This window comes from Paraburkholderia fungorum (genome assembly GCF_003610895.1).
In the GTDB taxonomy this organism is placed as follows: domain Bacteria; phylum Pseudomonadota; class Gammaproteobacteria; order Burkholderiales; family Burkholderiaceae; genus Paraburkholderia; species Paraburkholderia fungorum_B.
The window spans coordinates 131872-145365 of record NZ_MCAS01000069.1 but is presented as its reverse complement, the minus strand read 5'-3'; the positions used below and the strand labels follow the sequence as shown (position 1 = coordinate 145365).

12 protein-coding genes are annotated in these 13494 nt (G+C 62.9%); 9 read left to right on the top strand and 3 right to left on the bottom strand.

Annotated elements, in window-relative coordinates:
* Positions 1 to 9 precede the first annotated feature (9 nt).
* Together BCY88_RS38900 and BCY88_RS38895 are read right to left on the bottom strand one after the other, a co-directional pair.
* Positions 10 to 1548, bottom strand: a complete 1539-nt coding sequence (locus BCY88_RS38900) for a sensor histidine kinase (RefSeq protein ID WP_120349383.1) — start codon at positions 1546 to 1548, stop codon at positions 10 to 12.
* Positions 1549 to 1557: 9 nt separating this feature from the next.
* Entirely contained in the window at positions 1558 to 2334 is a 777-nt protein-coding gene (locus BCY88_RS38895) for a response regulator transcription factor (RefSeq protein WP_120349382.1), read from the bottom strand.
* A gap of 257 nt (positions 2335 to 2591) precedes the next feature.
* Here BCY88_RS38895 and recA point away from each other — a divergent pair, with 257 nt between their 5' ends.
* The 8 genes from recA (at position 2592) to BCY88_RS38855 (ending at position 10992) form a co-directional block, all read left to right on the top strand.
* Positions 2592 to 3668, top strand: a complete 1077-nt coding sequence (gene recA, locus BCY88_RS38890; protein ID WP_120349381.1) for a recombinase RecA — start codon at positions 2592 to 2594, stop codon at positions 3666 to 3668.
* Between the two features lie 7 nt (positions 3669 to 3675).
* A complete protein-coding gene (recX, locus tag BCY88_RS38885; RefSeq protein ID WP_120349380.1) occupies positions 3676 to 4371 on the top strand; it encodes a recombination regulator RecX in 696 nt (231 codons plus the stop codon).
* Positions 4372 to 4561: 190 nt separating this feature from the next.
* Positions 4562 to 5299, top strand: a complete 738-nt coding sequence (locus tag BCY88_RS38880; RefSeq protein WP_120349379.1) for a DUF2889 domain-containing protein — start codon at positions 4562 to 4564, stop codon at positions 5297 to 5299.
* Complete coding sequence (gene sucC, locus BCY88_RS38875; protein WP_054034438.1) at positions 5296 to 6465, top strand: ADP-forming succinate--CoA ligase subunit beta; 1170 nt, start codon at positions 5296 to 5298, stop codon at positions 6463 to 6465. The genes BCY88_RS38880 and sucC overlap by 4 nt, the downstream gene beginning before the upstream one ends.
* 116 nt (positions 6466 to 6581) lie before the next feature.
* Positions 6582 to 7463: a succinate--CoA ligase subunit alpha gene (gene sucD, locus BCY88_RS38870; protein ID WP_030101039.1), complete on the top strand. Its 882-nt coding sequence runs from the start codon at positions 6582 to 6584 to the stop codon at positions 7461 to 7463.
* Positions 7464 to 7609: 146 nt separating this feature from the next.
* Complete coding sequence (locus BCY88_RS38865) at positions 7610 to 8314, top strand: TerC family protein (protein WP_120349378.1); 705 nt, start codon at positions 7610 to 7612, stop codon at positions 8312 to 8314.
* Positions 8315 to 8448: 134 nt separating this feature from the next.
* Positions 8449 to 9072 carry a pilin gene (locus BCY88_RS38860; protein WP_120349377.1) on the top strand — a complete coding sequence of 208 codons (624 nt, stop codon included), beginning with the start codon at positions 8449 to 8451 and terminating at the stop codon, positions 9070 to 9072.
* Positions 9073 to 9207: 135 nt separating this feature from the next.
* A complete protein-coding gene (locus BCY88_RS38855) occupies positions 9208 to 10992 on the top strand; it encodes a PglL family O-oligosaccharyltransferase (RefSeq protein WP_120349486.1) in 1785 nt (594 codons plus the stop codon).
* A gap of 104 nt (positions 10993 to 11096) precedes the next feature.
* Here the strand turns inward: BCY88_RS38855 and moaC are convergent, their stop codons facing one another.
* On the bottom strand, positions 11097 to 11573 hold the full coding sequence (moaC, locus tag BCY88_RS38850; protein WP_028196257.1) for a cyclic pyranopterin monophosphate synthase MoaC: 477 nt from the start codon (positions 11571 to 11573) through the stop codon (positions 11097 to 11099).
* Positions 11574 to 11707: 134 nt separating this feature from the next.
* On the opposite strand from moaC, the gene BCY88_RS38845 reads away from it, so the two are divergent.
* Positions 11708 to 13441 carry a M48 family metalloprotease gene (locus BCY88_RS38845; protein WP_120349485.1) on the top strand — a complete coding sequence of 578 codons (1734 nt, stop codon included), beginning with the start codon at positions 11708 to 11710 and terminating at the stop codon, positions 13439 to 13441.
* The last annotated feature ends 53 nt before the right edge of the window (positions 13442 to 13494 follow it).

Below are 13494 nucleotides of genomic sequence, written 5' to 3'. Positions count from 1 at the left end.
CAGGCGTCCCTAGGGTAAGTCCTGTGCCCGTTTGCGCACGTGCAAGCTGACACGCACGAGCGTTCCGGCAAGCCGGGGGGAGGTTTGATAGACGTTGTCGTCGATCGTCATGTCCCCGCCGTGCATGGTCGTGATCTCGCGCACGATCGCAAGGCCGAGGCCGCTGCCGTCGCCCTCGCGGCCGAGAATCCGGTAAAACCGCTCGACCACCCGCGCACGCTCAGCCACCGGAATGCCGAGCCCGGTATCTTCCACCTCCAGATGCACGCGCCGCGCCGCCACGTCGTGCCGCACCCGCACGGTGATCCGCCCGCCGGCCGGCGTATAGCGGATCGCGTTGTCGATCAGATTCGACAGCATTTCGCGCAGCATGACCGGATTGCCGTCGACTTCGACCGGGTCCTCGGGCGCTTCGTAGCCGAGGTCCATCTGCTTGGCGAGCGCGGCCTGTACCCAGTCGCGCACCGCGCTACGGGCGACTTCCGTTACCTCGACGGGCGTGAAAATCTGGCCGGACATACGGTTTTCCGCGCGCGCCAGTGCCAGCAACTGGGTGACGAGACGCGCCGCATGCTCCGAGCTGGTGGCGATCTGTTCGAGCGAACGATGGACTTCCGCGGAGGCGTCCTGACGCAGCGCAAGCTCAGCCTGGGTGCGCAGGCCGGCCAGCGGCGTTTTCATCTGATGCGCGGCGTCGGCGATAAAGCGCTTTTGCAACTCCATGTTTTGTTCGAGACGCGTCAGCAGATCGTTGAACGACGTCACCAACGGCTCGATTTCCGGCGGCGCGCGGCGCGCTTCGAGCGGCGACAGATCGTCCGGGCGGCGCGCGCGGATGTGCGCCTGCAGCGCATGCAGCGGCGCGAGCCCGCGCGACAGGCCAAACCACACCAGCACGATCGCCAGCGGCAGGATCACGAACTGCGGCAGGATCACGCCTTTGATGATGTCGTTGGCGAGCTGGCTGCGCTTGTCGAGCGTTTCGGCGACCTGCACCAGCACCGGCTGGGCGCCGGGAGTTTGCGGAAACTCAACGGTCGTATAGGCGACGCGGATATCGTTGCCGCGCAGCACGTCGTCGCGGAATTCGACGAGACCCGGCTGCGGGCGGTCTTCCTCGTGTGGCAGCGGCATGTCGCGCTCGCCGCCCACCAGTTCGCCGCGCGTGCCGAGCACCTGATAGAACACGCTGTCGACATTGTCGGCGCGCAGAAAATCACGGGTTGAGTCGGGCAGCGAAAGCTCCGCCACGCCGTTGATCGGATGAATCTGGCGGGCGAGCACGTAGGCGTCGGTTTCGAGCGCGCGGTCGAACGGGCCGTTGGCGATCGATTTGGCGACCAGGTACGTGACTGCGAGGCTCATCGGCCACAGCAGCAGGAGCGGCGCCAGCATCCAGTCGAGAATTTCGCCGAACAGCGAGCGCGGGCGTGCTTCCGCGGCGGCTTCGGTCTCGTCGGGCGGGGCGAACGGATTGGCGTAGCGCTCGTCGCGCGCCTCGTCGAGGTCCGCCGCGTGCGCCGTAGCGCGATCTGCGCGTGCGGACATGGGCGTTCTCTATTTGTAGTGATGGCTCGCCGGCATCGCGGCCGACGGCGGCGTTGCCGGGGTCGTCGATTCGGGCGCGGCGGAGCCGGGCGGCGCGAGCGCGCTGGTGCTGGCGGGCTGGGCGGCTTTCTCGAGGCAATACCCAAGGCCCCGCACGGTGATGATGCGCACCCCGCTTGGCTCGATCTTCTTGCGCAGCCGGTGCACGTAGACTTCGATCGCGTTATTGCTGACTTCTTCGCCCCATTCGCACAGATGGTCGACCAGCTGTTCCTTCGATACGAGCCGCCCGATCCGCTGCAGCAGCACTTCGAGCAGGCCGAGTTCGCGTGCCGAGAGCTCGATCACCAGTTCGTTGATGTAGGCGATCCGGCCCACCTGATCGAACGAGAGCGAACCATGCCGCACCACCGTCGGGCCGCCGCCCGCGCCGCGCCGGGTCAGCGCGCGCACGCGTGCTTCGAGCTCGTTCAGGGCGAAGGGTTTGGCCATGTAGTCGTCGGCGCCGAGATCGAGGCCTTTGACGCGTTCGTCGACGCTGTCAGCGGCGGTGAGGATGAGCACCGGCAGGTTCGAATTGCGGGCGCGCAGGCGGCGCAGCACCTCGAGCCCGGACATGCGCGGCAAGCCGAGATCGAGGATCAGCAGGTCGAAAGTTTGCATCGACAGGGCGGTGTCGGCCTCGACGCCGTTCTTCACGTGATCGACGGCATAGGCCGATTGGCGGAGTGATCGAACCAGACCGTCCGCGAGTATGCTGTCGTCTTCGGCAATCAGAATTCGCATGGTGCGCCAACCTGGCCTTGCCGGCACCGTGGGGTGTCTCCCCGGCGCACAGCGGTCTCCGAAAATTATTGTGGGTAGTTGGGCGGCGCGACGGTAAAAATGCGCGTTCGCATGAGAATCGCGCTTGCCAAAACTACTGTTTTTTTATACAGTGTCTGGGTTTCGTGTGCTGTCCTTTGCGGACAAACCAAACTCGGGTTGAAACTCGGGGCCGCACATGTGCCTCAGACGCCGTTCATCATAGCAAAGGACGATTCATGGAAGAAAGCAAGAAAGGCTCGGCTGGACTGACTGCTGAAAAGAGCAAGGCACTTGCTGCCGCACTCGCGCAGATCGAAAAACAGTTTGGCAAGGGGTCGGTCATGCGGCTCGGCGCAGGTGAGGCGGTCGAAGATATCCAGGTGGTCTCAACCGGATCGCTTGGCCTCGACATCGCGCTGGGCGTTGGTGGTTTGCCGCGTGGTCGTGTGGTCGAAATTTATGGTCCGGAATCGTCCGGTAAAACCACGCTGACGTTGCAAGTCGTCGCCGAAATGCAGAAGCTCGGCGGCACGGCAGCGTTTATCGACGCGGAACACGCGCTGGACATCCAGTACGCGGGCAAGCTCGGCGTCAATGTAAATGAGCTGCTGGTTTCGCAGCCGGATACCGGCGAACAGGCGCTCGAAATCGCCGACGCACTGGTGCGCTCGGGCTCGATCGACATGATCGTGATCGACTCGGTCGCGGCACTCGTGCCGAAGGCCGAAATCGAAGGCGAAATGGGCGACTCGCTGCCGGGTCTGCAAGCGCGTCTGATGTCGCAAGCGCTGCGCAAGCTCACCGGCACGATCAAGCGCACGAACTGCCTCGTGATCTTCATCAACCAGATCCGCATGAAGATCGGTGTGATGTTCGGCAACCCGGAAACCACCACGGGTGGTAACGCGCTGAAGTTCTACGCGTCGGTGCGTCTGGACATTCGCCGGATCGGTTCGATCAAGAAGAACGACGAAGTGATCGGTAACGAAACGCGCGTGAAGGTGGTGAAGAACAAGGTTGCGCCGCCGTTCCGTGAAGCAATTTTCGACATCCTGTACGGCGAGGGCATTTCCCGTCAGGGCGAAGTCATCGACCTCGGCGTGCAAGCGAAGATCGTCGACAAGGCTGGCGCCTGGTACAGCTACAACGGCGAACGCATCGGTCAGGGCAAGGACAACGCGCGCGAATTCCTGCGCGAAAATCCAGACATCGCCCGTGAGATCGAAAACCGCATCCGTGAATCGCTGGGCGTGAATGCCATGGCGGAAGCGGTGACCGGCGCAGGCGCTGAAGTCGCAGACGAAGAAGAGTAACCCGCACGTGATACGCAAGGGCCGGCCGCTGTCGAAGGCTATTAACGCTGGACGCAACGCGGACGGCCCGCGTATCGGTGAGGATGATTCGTTCGATCCCTTCGAGTCGTTCGACGCGCACGATCGCGCCGAAGGCCGCCAGTCGCAGTCCGACTCTTCCGCTCAAGCTGCAGCGGACCCGTCCGAAACCACCTACACCCGCTCGCGCCGCACACCCGGCGAGGCGAAGCCAGGTGAGGACGACGCAAAAAAATCCCAACGCCCAGCCCGTTCGCTAAAAGGACGCGCGCTTGGCTATTTGTCCCGGCGTGAATACAGCCGGGCCGAACTGGCGCGCAAGCTCAAGCCGTTCGTCGAAGAAACCGATTCGCTCGATACCTTGCTCGATTCGCTGGAAGCCGAAAACTGGCTGTCCGATTCGCGCTTTGCTGAGAGTCTGATCCACCGGCGCTCGTCGCGCCTGGGCGCGAGCCGGATTGTCGGCGAATTGAAGCAGCACGCGGTGGATCAAACGCTGGTCGAAGAAGCCAGTGCGCAACTGCGCGAAACAGAGCTCGCGCGCGCTCAAGCCGTTTGGCGCAAAAAATTCGATCGGCTTCCCGAAACGGCCGCCGAGCGGGCCAAGCAGGCGCGTTTCCTGGCCTCGCGTGGTTTCTCGGGCGCCACCATCGGCAAGATCCTCAAAGGATTCGACGAGGAATAGAGCGGCGATTAGCCCGGCGCCGCACCGGTCCCGGCGCGAAAACCCCCTGCGCTTCTCCCCCGCGCCCCCACTTTGAGATAGCGTCTGCCGCGCGCCCCGGCCCGCCGGGCGGCCCTGCGCATTCCGGACTGTCTCAAATACCCAGTATGCTAAAATTCGGGGGTTTTCCAATCCAGCCTTTCCTTTCCGCATGCCGCTCTCTCCACCAGTGTCCCGTCAGTTGCGCCATCGCCGCGCAATCAGGGCGGAAGCCTATGAGCGAGCCGATGGCCTGTGGGATGTGGAAGCGTGCTTGACCGACGAAAAGCCGCGCGATGTGGTGCTTGCGTCGGGCGTCCGGCCCAATGGTCAGCCGATCCATGAACTCTGGCTTCGCATCACCATCGATCGCAAGCTCAATGTCGTCGACGCCGAAGCGTCGTCCGACTGGGTGCCCTATCCAGGGTTGTGCCAGGCCAGCAATCCCGCCTACCGTGCCCTCATCGGGCTCAATCTGTTCAACAACTTCCGTCGCGATGCTGCCCGTTTGCTGGCCGGCACGGCTGGCTGCACGCATCTCACCGAGTTGTGCGCGCTTTTGCCGACCGCCGCAATCCAGGCGTTCGCCGGCGACGTGTGGAACACCAATGGCGGCACGCCGGGCGCGGCGACGAGTTCAGGGAACGACTCGTCACAAAGTACAGACGAGCATTCCAACGACAAACCGCCATTCCAGCTGGGACGCTGCCACGCGCTGCGTTTCGACGGCGAGGCGGTGCAGCAGTTTTATCCGCGCTGGTATGGCCGCGCTCCGTATACAGCGGATCGCACGGCATCGTCAGGCAACGCGGCAGCCCGCCAGACAGGTGAGGGCGGCAACGCGTCCGGCATGAACGGCAGCGGAAACGATGTTCAATCCAACTCTCAGACTGAAGGGAATCACGCATGAAGATTCACGAGTACCAGGGTAAGGAAATCCTGCGGAAATTCGGCGTCGCGGTACCGCGCGGCAAGCCGGTCTTCTCGGTGGATGATGCGGTCAAGGCCGCGGAAGAGCTCGGCGGCCCGGTATGGGTCGTGAAGGCTCAGATCCACGCGGGTGGCCGTGGCAAGGGCGGCGGCGTGAAGGTCGCCAAGTCGCTGGAACAGGTTCGTGAATACTCGAACCAGATCCTCGGCATGCAGCTCGTCACGCACCAGACCGGTCCGGAAGGCCAGAAGGTGAATCGCCTGCTGATCGAAGAAGGCGCTGACATCAAGAAGGAACTGTATGTCGGTCTCGTGATCGATCGCGTTTCGCAGAAGATCGTCGTGATGGCATCGAGCGAAGGCGGCATGGACGTCGAAGAAGTCGCGGAAAAGACGCCTGAGCTGATCCACAAGATCGCTGTCGACCCGTCGACCGGTCTGAAAGACGCCGAAGCCGACGAGCTCGCAACGAAGATCGGCGTACCCGCCGCTTCGCTGCCGCAAGCACGCGCGATCCTGCAAGGCCTGTACAAGGCATTCTGGGAAACCGACGCATCGCTGGCCGAAATCAACCCGCTGATCCTGACCGGCGACGGCAAGGTCATCGCGCTGGACGCCAAGTTCAACTTCGATTCGAACGCACTGTTCCGTCACCCGGAAATCGTCGCGTATCGCGATCTGGACGAAGAAGATCCGGCTGAAGTCGAAGCATCGAAGTTCGACCTCGCCTACATCTCGCTCGACGGCAACATCGGCTGCCTCGTGAACGGCGCTGGCCTCGCAATGGCAACGATGGACACCATCAAGCTGTTCGGCGGCGAACCGGCGAACTTCCTGGACGTGGGCGGTGGCGCCACGACCGAGAAGGTCACGGAAGCGTTCAAGATCATGCTGAAGAACCCGAACCTGACCGCGATTCTCGTGAACATCTTCGGCGGCATCATGCGCTGCGACGTGATCGCGGAAGGCGTGATCGCTGCGTCGAAGGCCGTGTCGCTGAAGGTGCCGCTCGTGGTGCGCATGAAGGGCACGAACGAAGACCTGGGCAAGAAGATGCTCGCTGAATCCGGCCTGCCGATCATTGCGGCAGACAGCATGGAAGAAGCGGCTCAGAAGGTCGTCGCGGCCGCTGCGGGCAAGGCGTAAGCCAAAACCCCAAGCGCGTTTACCAGGATTACGAATGGCGCCGTGCAAGCGACGCGGGCGAGAACATTCCGCCTCGCGGCGCCACCGCATGACGCCAAACGAACAGAGGTCAATACATGTCGATTCTGATTAACAAAGACACCAAGGTCATCACGCAGGGCATTACCGGCAAGACCGGTCAGTTCCATACGCGTGCTTGCCGTGAATATGCAAACGGCCGCGAAGCGTACGTTGCAGGCGTGAACCCGAAGAAGGCCGGCGAAGATTTCGAAGGCATTCCTATCTACGCTAGCGTCGCTGAAGCCAAGGCTGAAACGGGCGCGACCGTGTCGGTGATTTACGTTCCGCCGGCAGGCGCTGCTGCTGCGATCTGGGAAGCCGTCGAAGCTGACCTGGATCTCGCAATCTGTATCACGGAAGGCATTCCTGTCCGTGACATGATTGAGCTCAAGGCACGCATGCGCGCAAAGAACAGCAAGACGCTGCTGCTCGGACCGAACTGCCCGGGCACGATCACGCCGGACGAACTGAAGATCGGCATCATGCCGGGTCACATCCACCGCAAGGGCCGTATCGGCGTCGTGTCGCGTTCGGGCACGCTGACGTATGAAGCAGTCGGTCAATTGACGGCGATCGGTCTCGGCCAATCGTCGGCAGTCGGTATCGGCGGCGACCCGATCAACGGTCTGAAGCACATCGACGTGATGAAGATGTTCAACGACGATCCGGAAACGGACGCCGTCATCATGATCGGCGAAATCGGTGGTCCGGACGAGGCGAATGCTGCTGAGTGGATCAAGGACAACATGAAGAAGCCGGTGGTTGGCTTTATCGCCGGTGTCACGGCGCCTCCGGGCAAGCGCATGGGCCACGCCGGCGCGCTGATCTCGGGCGGTGCGGACACGGCTGAAGCCAAGCTGGAAATCATGGACGCTTGCGGCATCAAGGTCACGAAGAACCCGTCGGAAATGGCGCGTCTTCTGAAGGCGATGCTGTAAAAACGAAATTTGCGGCTCGTACAGCGCATTTTTTGATACGCTTACGAAACCCTTTCGTAAGCGTGCAGTCCTAAAAAGCGGGGGAGTTTTCAACTCCCCCGCTTTTTTGTTGGCTGCGCGTCCGATTCCTTCTTATTCTTCCTCTCATGCTCGAGTTCTTCGCCACCCTCCATTGGGGCGCAGTCATCCAGATCATCGTCATCGACATCCTGCTGGGTGGCGATAACGCCGTTGTGATCGCGCTTGCCTGCCGCAATCTGCCGCCGGCGCAGCGTACCAAGGGCGTGCTGTGGGGCACCGCCGGCGCGATTGTGCTGCGCGTGGCGCTGATCGCGTTCGCGGTTGCGCTGCTCGACGTGCCGTTGCTGAAATTCGCGGGTGGCCTGCTGCTGCTGTGGATCGGTGTACGCCTGATGGCGCCCGCGCATGATGCCCACGAGAACGTGAAGCCGGCCGACAAGCTCATCTCGGCAATCAAGACCATCATCATCGCGGATGCGGTGATGAGTCTCGACAACGTGATCGCGATCGCGGGCGCGGCTGAGGCGGCAGACCCTGAGCACCGTCTCGCGCTGGTGATTTTCGGGCTGCTGGTGAGTATTCCGCTGATCGTGTGGGGCAGCCAGCTGGTGCTGAAACTGCTCGACCGTTTTCCGATCGTCATCACGCTCGGCGCCGCGCTGCTCGGCTGGATCGCCGGTGGCCTGATCATCAACGATCCGGCCGGCGACCGTTGGCCGATCCTCGATACGCCGGTGGCTGAGTACGGCATGAGCATTGCCGGCGCGCTGTTCGTCGTGATCCTCGGTTATCTGCTCAAGCGCCGCAACGCGAAGCGTGCGGCCGCCTGATCACCGAACCATGGCACGACGCTAGCGCAACGTTAGCCATCTGGCTGACTGTGTGGAACGAGCGCTGCTGGCTACGATTGAAACGCCTGTCCCCGATTCGAGGGGCAGGCGTTTTTCGTTTCAGGAGCCTGCCGATGATCGTTACTTTGCCGTACTCCCCTTATTCACAGTCCACGCTGTCCCCGCGGCGCGCGTTCGAACGAGCGCGCTGGAGCGCGCCGCTCGCACGCGCGTGCCGCTGCTTCCGTTCTGGCTTCACGCTGATCGAACTGATGATCGTGCTCGCGATTGTTGGCGTCATCGCGGCCTATGCGATTCCTGCGTATCAGGACTATCTGGCCCGCAGCCGCGTGGGGGAGGGACTCTCGCTCGCCTCATCCGCGCGCCTCGCGGTGTCCGAAAACGCGGCCAGTGGCAATGCGTTCGGCGGCGGTTACGCGTCGCCGCCTGCCACACGCAACGTCGAATCCGTTCATGTCGACGACGACACCGGTCAGATCACCGTCGCCTTCACGGCACGCGTCGCGCCCGCCGGTTCGAACACGCTGACGCTCGTGCCCTCGGTGCCGGACAACGCCGACGCGCCGACTGCCCGGATCGCGTTGAGCAAGGGCGTGGTGCAGGCGGGGGCGGTGACCTGGGAGTGTTTCACCGGCGGTAAAACGGCCTCCTCGTTGCCGGCGCCAGGCGCTGGGCCCACACCTGTCGATGCGCCGTCCTTGCCGTCCAATCTTGCACCGCCGGAGTGCCGCTCCTAAGCAATTGGGTGGGCGATCGGGGAGTTGTTATCCGAACGTAAAACACTGATTTTCGGGATATTTCAGCCCGGCCGGCGCACAGCACGAGAATTTTTTTGTATAGTGCGCCGGTTGCTGACGCCCACCGGTTACTCGATGCCCACCCCATTTGCGCGCTACCTGTCTCTCATCCTGTTGGCTCTTGCGTTGGTGCTGCCTTATGCAGTCGTCGGCCATACCTATCCGATTCCGACCTTCTACGCTGAATTCACGGCGCTCGCACTGTATCTGCTGACGGGCGCCGGTGTCGTACTGCTGGTGTGGACGGCGAGGCCAGGCGTGAGCTTCGCGTCGCCGGTTGTCGCACTGGTGCCGTTACTGTTCGGCCTGGTGCTGGTGGCGCAGTCGGTGCTGCTGCCGGTCTCGCAGCCGTCGATGAACTGGCTGGGCGGCGCTTACCTGCTTGCGGCGTTGATGGCCACGCACGCCGGCTACGGTTTCACGCGCATCAAGCTGAATGAGACAGTACTGCGCTGGGCTGCCGGAGCGTTGATTGTCGGCGGCCTGTTTGCAGTGTTCTGTCAGGTGATCCAGCTGTTTCACCTCGAAACGCGCGTGTCGCCGCTGGTCGTCGCCTATAACGTGACCATCGATCGCCGGCCGTTCGGCAACATGGCGCAGGCGAATCACCTCGCCACCTATATCGCGTTCGCGATGGCGAGTGCGCTGTTCCTCGTGCAGACACGCCGCATTGCCATCAGTATCTGGCTGCTTGTGTCGACGATTTTTGCCGTTGGTCTCGCGCTGACCGTGTCGCGCGGCCCCTGGCTGCAAATGGGCGTGATCGTGGTGGCCGGTTTCTGGATGGCTCTCGCGCAGACGCGCAGCCAGCCGCTTCTGCGTCGCAGTAATCGCGAATGGCTGATTCCGATCGCGCTGGCAGTGCTGTTCTTCGTCGTCAATGCGCTGATCCGCTGGGCCAATTTGCACTATCACCTGGAGCTTGCGCAGTCGGCGGCCGAGCGCTTCAAGGACGCTGGCCAGATCGCGCCACGTCTCGCACTCTGGAAATACGGCTGGACGATGTTCAAGACGCATCCGCTGCTGGGTGTCGGCTGGGGCGAGTTTCCGAGCTATCAGTTCGAGTATGTGAGGTCGTTGGGCGGGGTCGAGATTGCCAATAATTCGCACGACATCTTCATCGACCTGCTCGCGAAAACCGGTCTGATCGGTCTTGGGATCGTGCTGTTCGGCCTGATTACATGGCTCGTGCGCGTGGTTCGCGCGCCGCAGAGTGCCGCGCGCGTGTTCGGTATCGCGTTGATCGGCGTGCTGGTCATGCATGCGCTGGTCGAGTATCCGCAGCAGTACATGTTCTTCCTGCTGCCGGCCATGTTCGTGTTCGGCTTGCTCGAGACACGGCCGTTGCGCCTCGTGCCTGGGCGCCTGTCCTTCGGTGCGTTTGTCGTGGTCGTGTTCGGCGGGCTGGCCGCGTTGTATCCGGTGTATCGCGACTACGCACGCGCCGAGGTGCTGTATTACGGTTCGCGTCCGGCTGAACAGTACCGCGCGGATCCGTCGTTCCTGTTCCGGGCGTGGGGCGAGTACGGCATGGCGACGTTGGAGCCGATGAATTCGATGAATCTGCAATACAAGCTCGCCGCACATAAGCAGGCGATCGCGCTATTGCCGGGTGAAACCGTATTGCGCCGGTATGCCGTGCTGCAGGCACTGAGCGGTGATACGGCGGGCGCATTCGACACTGTCGAGCGCCTGAAGATCTTTGCTCAGGAATTGAAGGACTGGCCGTCGCAGTTGGCCTATGTGTACGAGCTGTGCGACGAGCAGAAGACGCTGACCGGTTTCAAGGCGGAACTGATGAAGCGCTACGGGATGCCGCCTGCCGACATCAATCAGGACGATGACAGCGACGACGATTGAGCCGCGCTGCCGTTTTGTAGCCGTGCCGTAGCCGTAGCCGTGGTCGCGGCCATACCCGTAACTTGAACTTCAGAGGTGAAGCGGGGCGATGACCTTAGCCGTCGTCAACCCGCCACCCAATCCCCCGATTTCCCGCCGTGCTTCTCCAGCACGCGCACATCGGTGATCGTCATCCCGCGATCCACCGCCTTGCACATGTCGTACACCGTCAGCAGTCCGACCTGCACGGCGGTTAGCGCTTCCATTTCCACGCCTGTACGCCCCAACGTCTCCACTTGCACCGTGCAATGCACGCCGGGTAGTTTTTCGTCGAGATCGAAGTCCACTTTGACGCGTGTGAGCGCGAGCGGATGACACAGCGGAATCAGGTCGGCGGTGCGCTTCGAACCTTGAATCGCGGCGATGCGTGCGATGCCGATCACGTCGCCCTTCTTGGCGTTGCCGTCACGGATCAGCGCGAAGGTTTCCGGCAGCATGCGAATCGAGCCACGCGCAACCGCAATGCGTTTGGTCTCCTGCTTGCCGCCGACGTCCACCATATGCGCCTGGCCGGCGGCGTCGAAGTGAGTGAGTTCAGGCATGGTTGGGCTCCTTCAGAGGGCGCCTATCATAGCAGTGTGGTCGGGCGGGCCGGGATGATTACAATTACCCTGTGCCTGCTATCTTAGTCCGAGTGGCGGGCGTCGCTTTTCGACTTCGTCATATCGACCTCGCAATGCGTTCGAAACCGTTTCTTGTGGTGCTGTTGTCCGTCACGCTCGCGGTTCCGTCGGGCGCGTTTGCGCAATCGCGCACTACGTCCGACACGAACCTCGCGCTCAACACGCAGTCGGCAGAACCGCCGTTGGTGAGCGGTCCGGTCGAGACTTTCGCCGATCCTATCGTGCCGCCCGACATCGCCCAAGGCGTATTCGGCGTGTATGGCGGCGCGCAGAGCCGCTTCTCCGGCAATAGCGGCGCGGCCACCGGCTGGCGCGCGCCGATCGTCACGCAGCAACTGCCCGACCTCGGCAACGGCGGTTCCGGCTCATTGACGCCACAAGCCGAGCGCAAGCTCGGCGAGCGCGTGATGCGCGAGCTGCGCCGCGACCCCGACTATCTCGACGACTGGCTGGTGCGCGACTACCTGAACTCGGTCGCGGCAAAACTTTCGGCGGCCGCGAGCGCGCTATACATCGGCGGCTATCGTCCGGCCTTCGAGCTGTTCGCGGTCCGCGACGCGCAGATCAACGCGTTCTCGTTGCCGGGTGGTTTTATTGGCGTGAACACGGGTTTGATCGTGACGACGCAAACCGAGTCCGAACTCGCCTCCGTGCTCGGTCACGAGATGGGGCACGTCCTGCAGCGGCACATTTCGCGGATGATCACCACCGGCGAGCGCAGCTCCTATGCTGCGCTCGCCGGCTTGCTGTTCGGCATCCTGGCGGGCGTGCTCGCGCACAGCGGCGACCTCGGCAGCGCGATCGCGATTGGCGGGCAGGCTTATGCGGTCGACAACCAGTTGCGCTTCTCACGCTCCGCCGAGCATGAAGCGGATCGCGTCGGCTTTTTGCTGCTGGCGGGCGCCGGCTACGACCCCTACGCGATGACGACGTTTTTCGGCCGTCTCGATCGCGCGGCCATGAGCGACACGGGTATCCCGGCCTACGCTCGCACGCATCCGCTGACTGGCGAACGGATTGCGGACATGGAGGACCGTGCGCGCCGCGCGCCTTACCGGCAACCGCATCAGACGTCCGAATATGGTTTTGTGCGCGCACGGGCGCGCTTGCTGCAGGACCGCTCGCGCAGCGAATACGCCGATGAGATTTCGCGTCTGCGCTCCGAAATCGAGGACCGCACGGCGGTGAACGTGGCCGCCAACTGGTACGGGATTGCCTATGGGCAGATGCTGCTCGAACGTTACGACGATGCGGTGGCGTCGCTGGCTGCGTCGCGCACGGCGTTTGCAGCCGGGGAGCGCGGTGAGGGCGGTGAAGGTGGCATGGGCGAACTCATGCGCAGCTCGCCGAGTCTCGATGTGCTGGCGGCCGACATCGCGCGCCGCGCGGGGCGTAATGACGATGCGGTGCGTCTTGCCGAATTCGCGCAGAAGCGCTGGCCGCAGTCGAACGCCGCGATCGACATGCATATCCAGACCTTGCTGACCTTGAAGCGATTTGCCGACGCGCAGGCGCTGGCTTTGCAGGAAACGCGCGTGCAACCCGATCAGCCTGCGTGGTGGATGTATCTCGCGCAGGCCAGTGCCGGCAGTGGCGATACGTTGACGCGGCATCGGGCACTGGCCGAGAAATTCGCCCTCGAAGGGGCCTGGCCGTCGGCCATCCGGCAATTGAAGGAAGCGCGGGACATGAAGGAAATCGGCTACTACGATCTCGCAACCGTCGATGCCCGCCTGCATGAAATGGAGAGCCGTTACAAAGAGGAACGGCTTGACGAGAAGAGCTAGCGGTAACGGGCCTTCGCTATCGGGTCAGAAAATGCCCTACGCAACGCAATGTG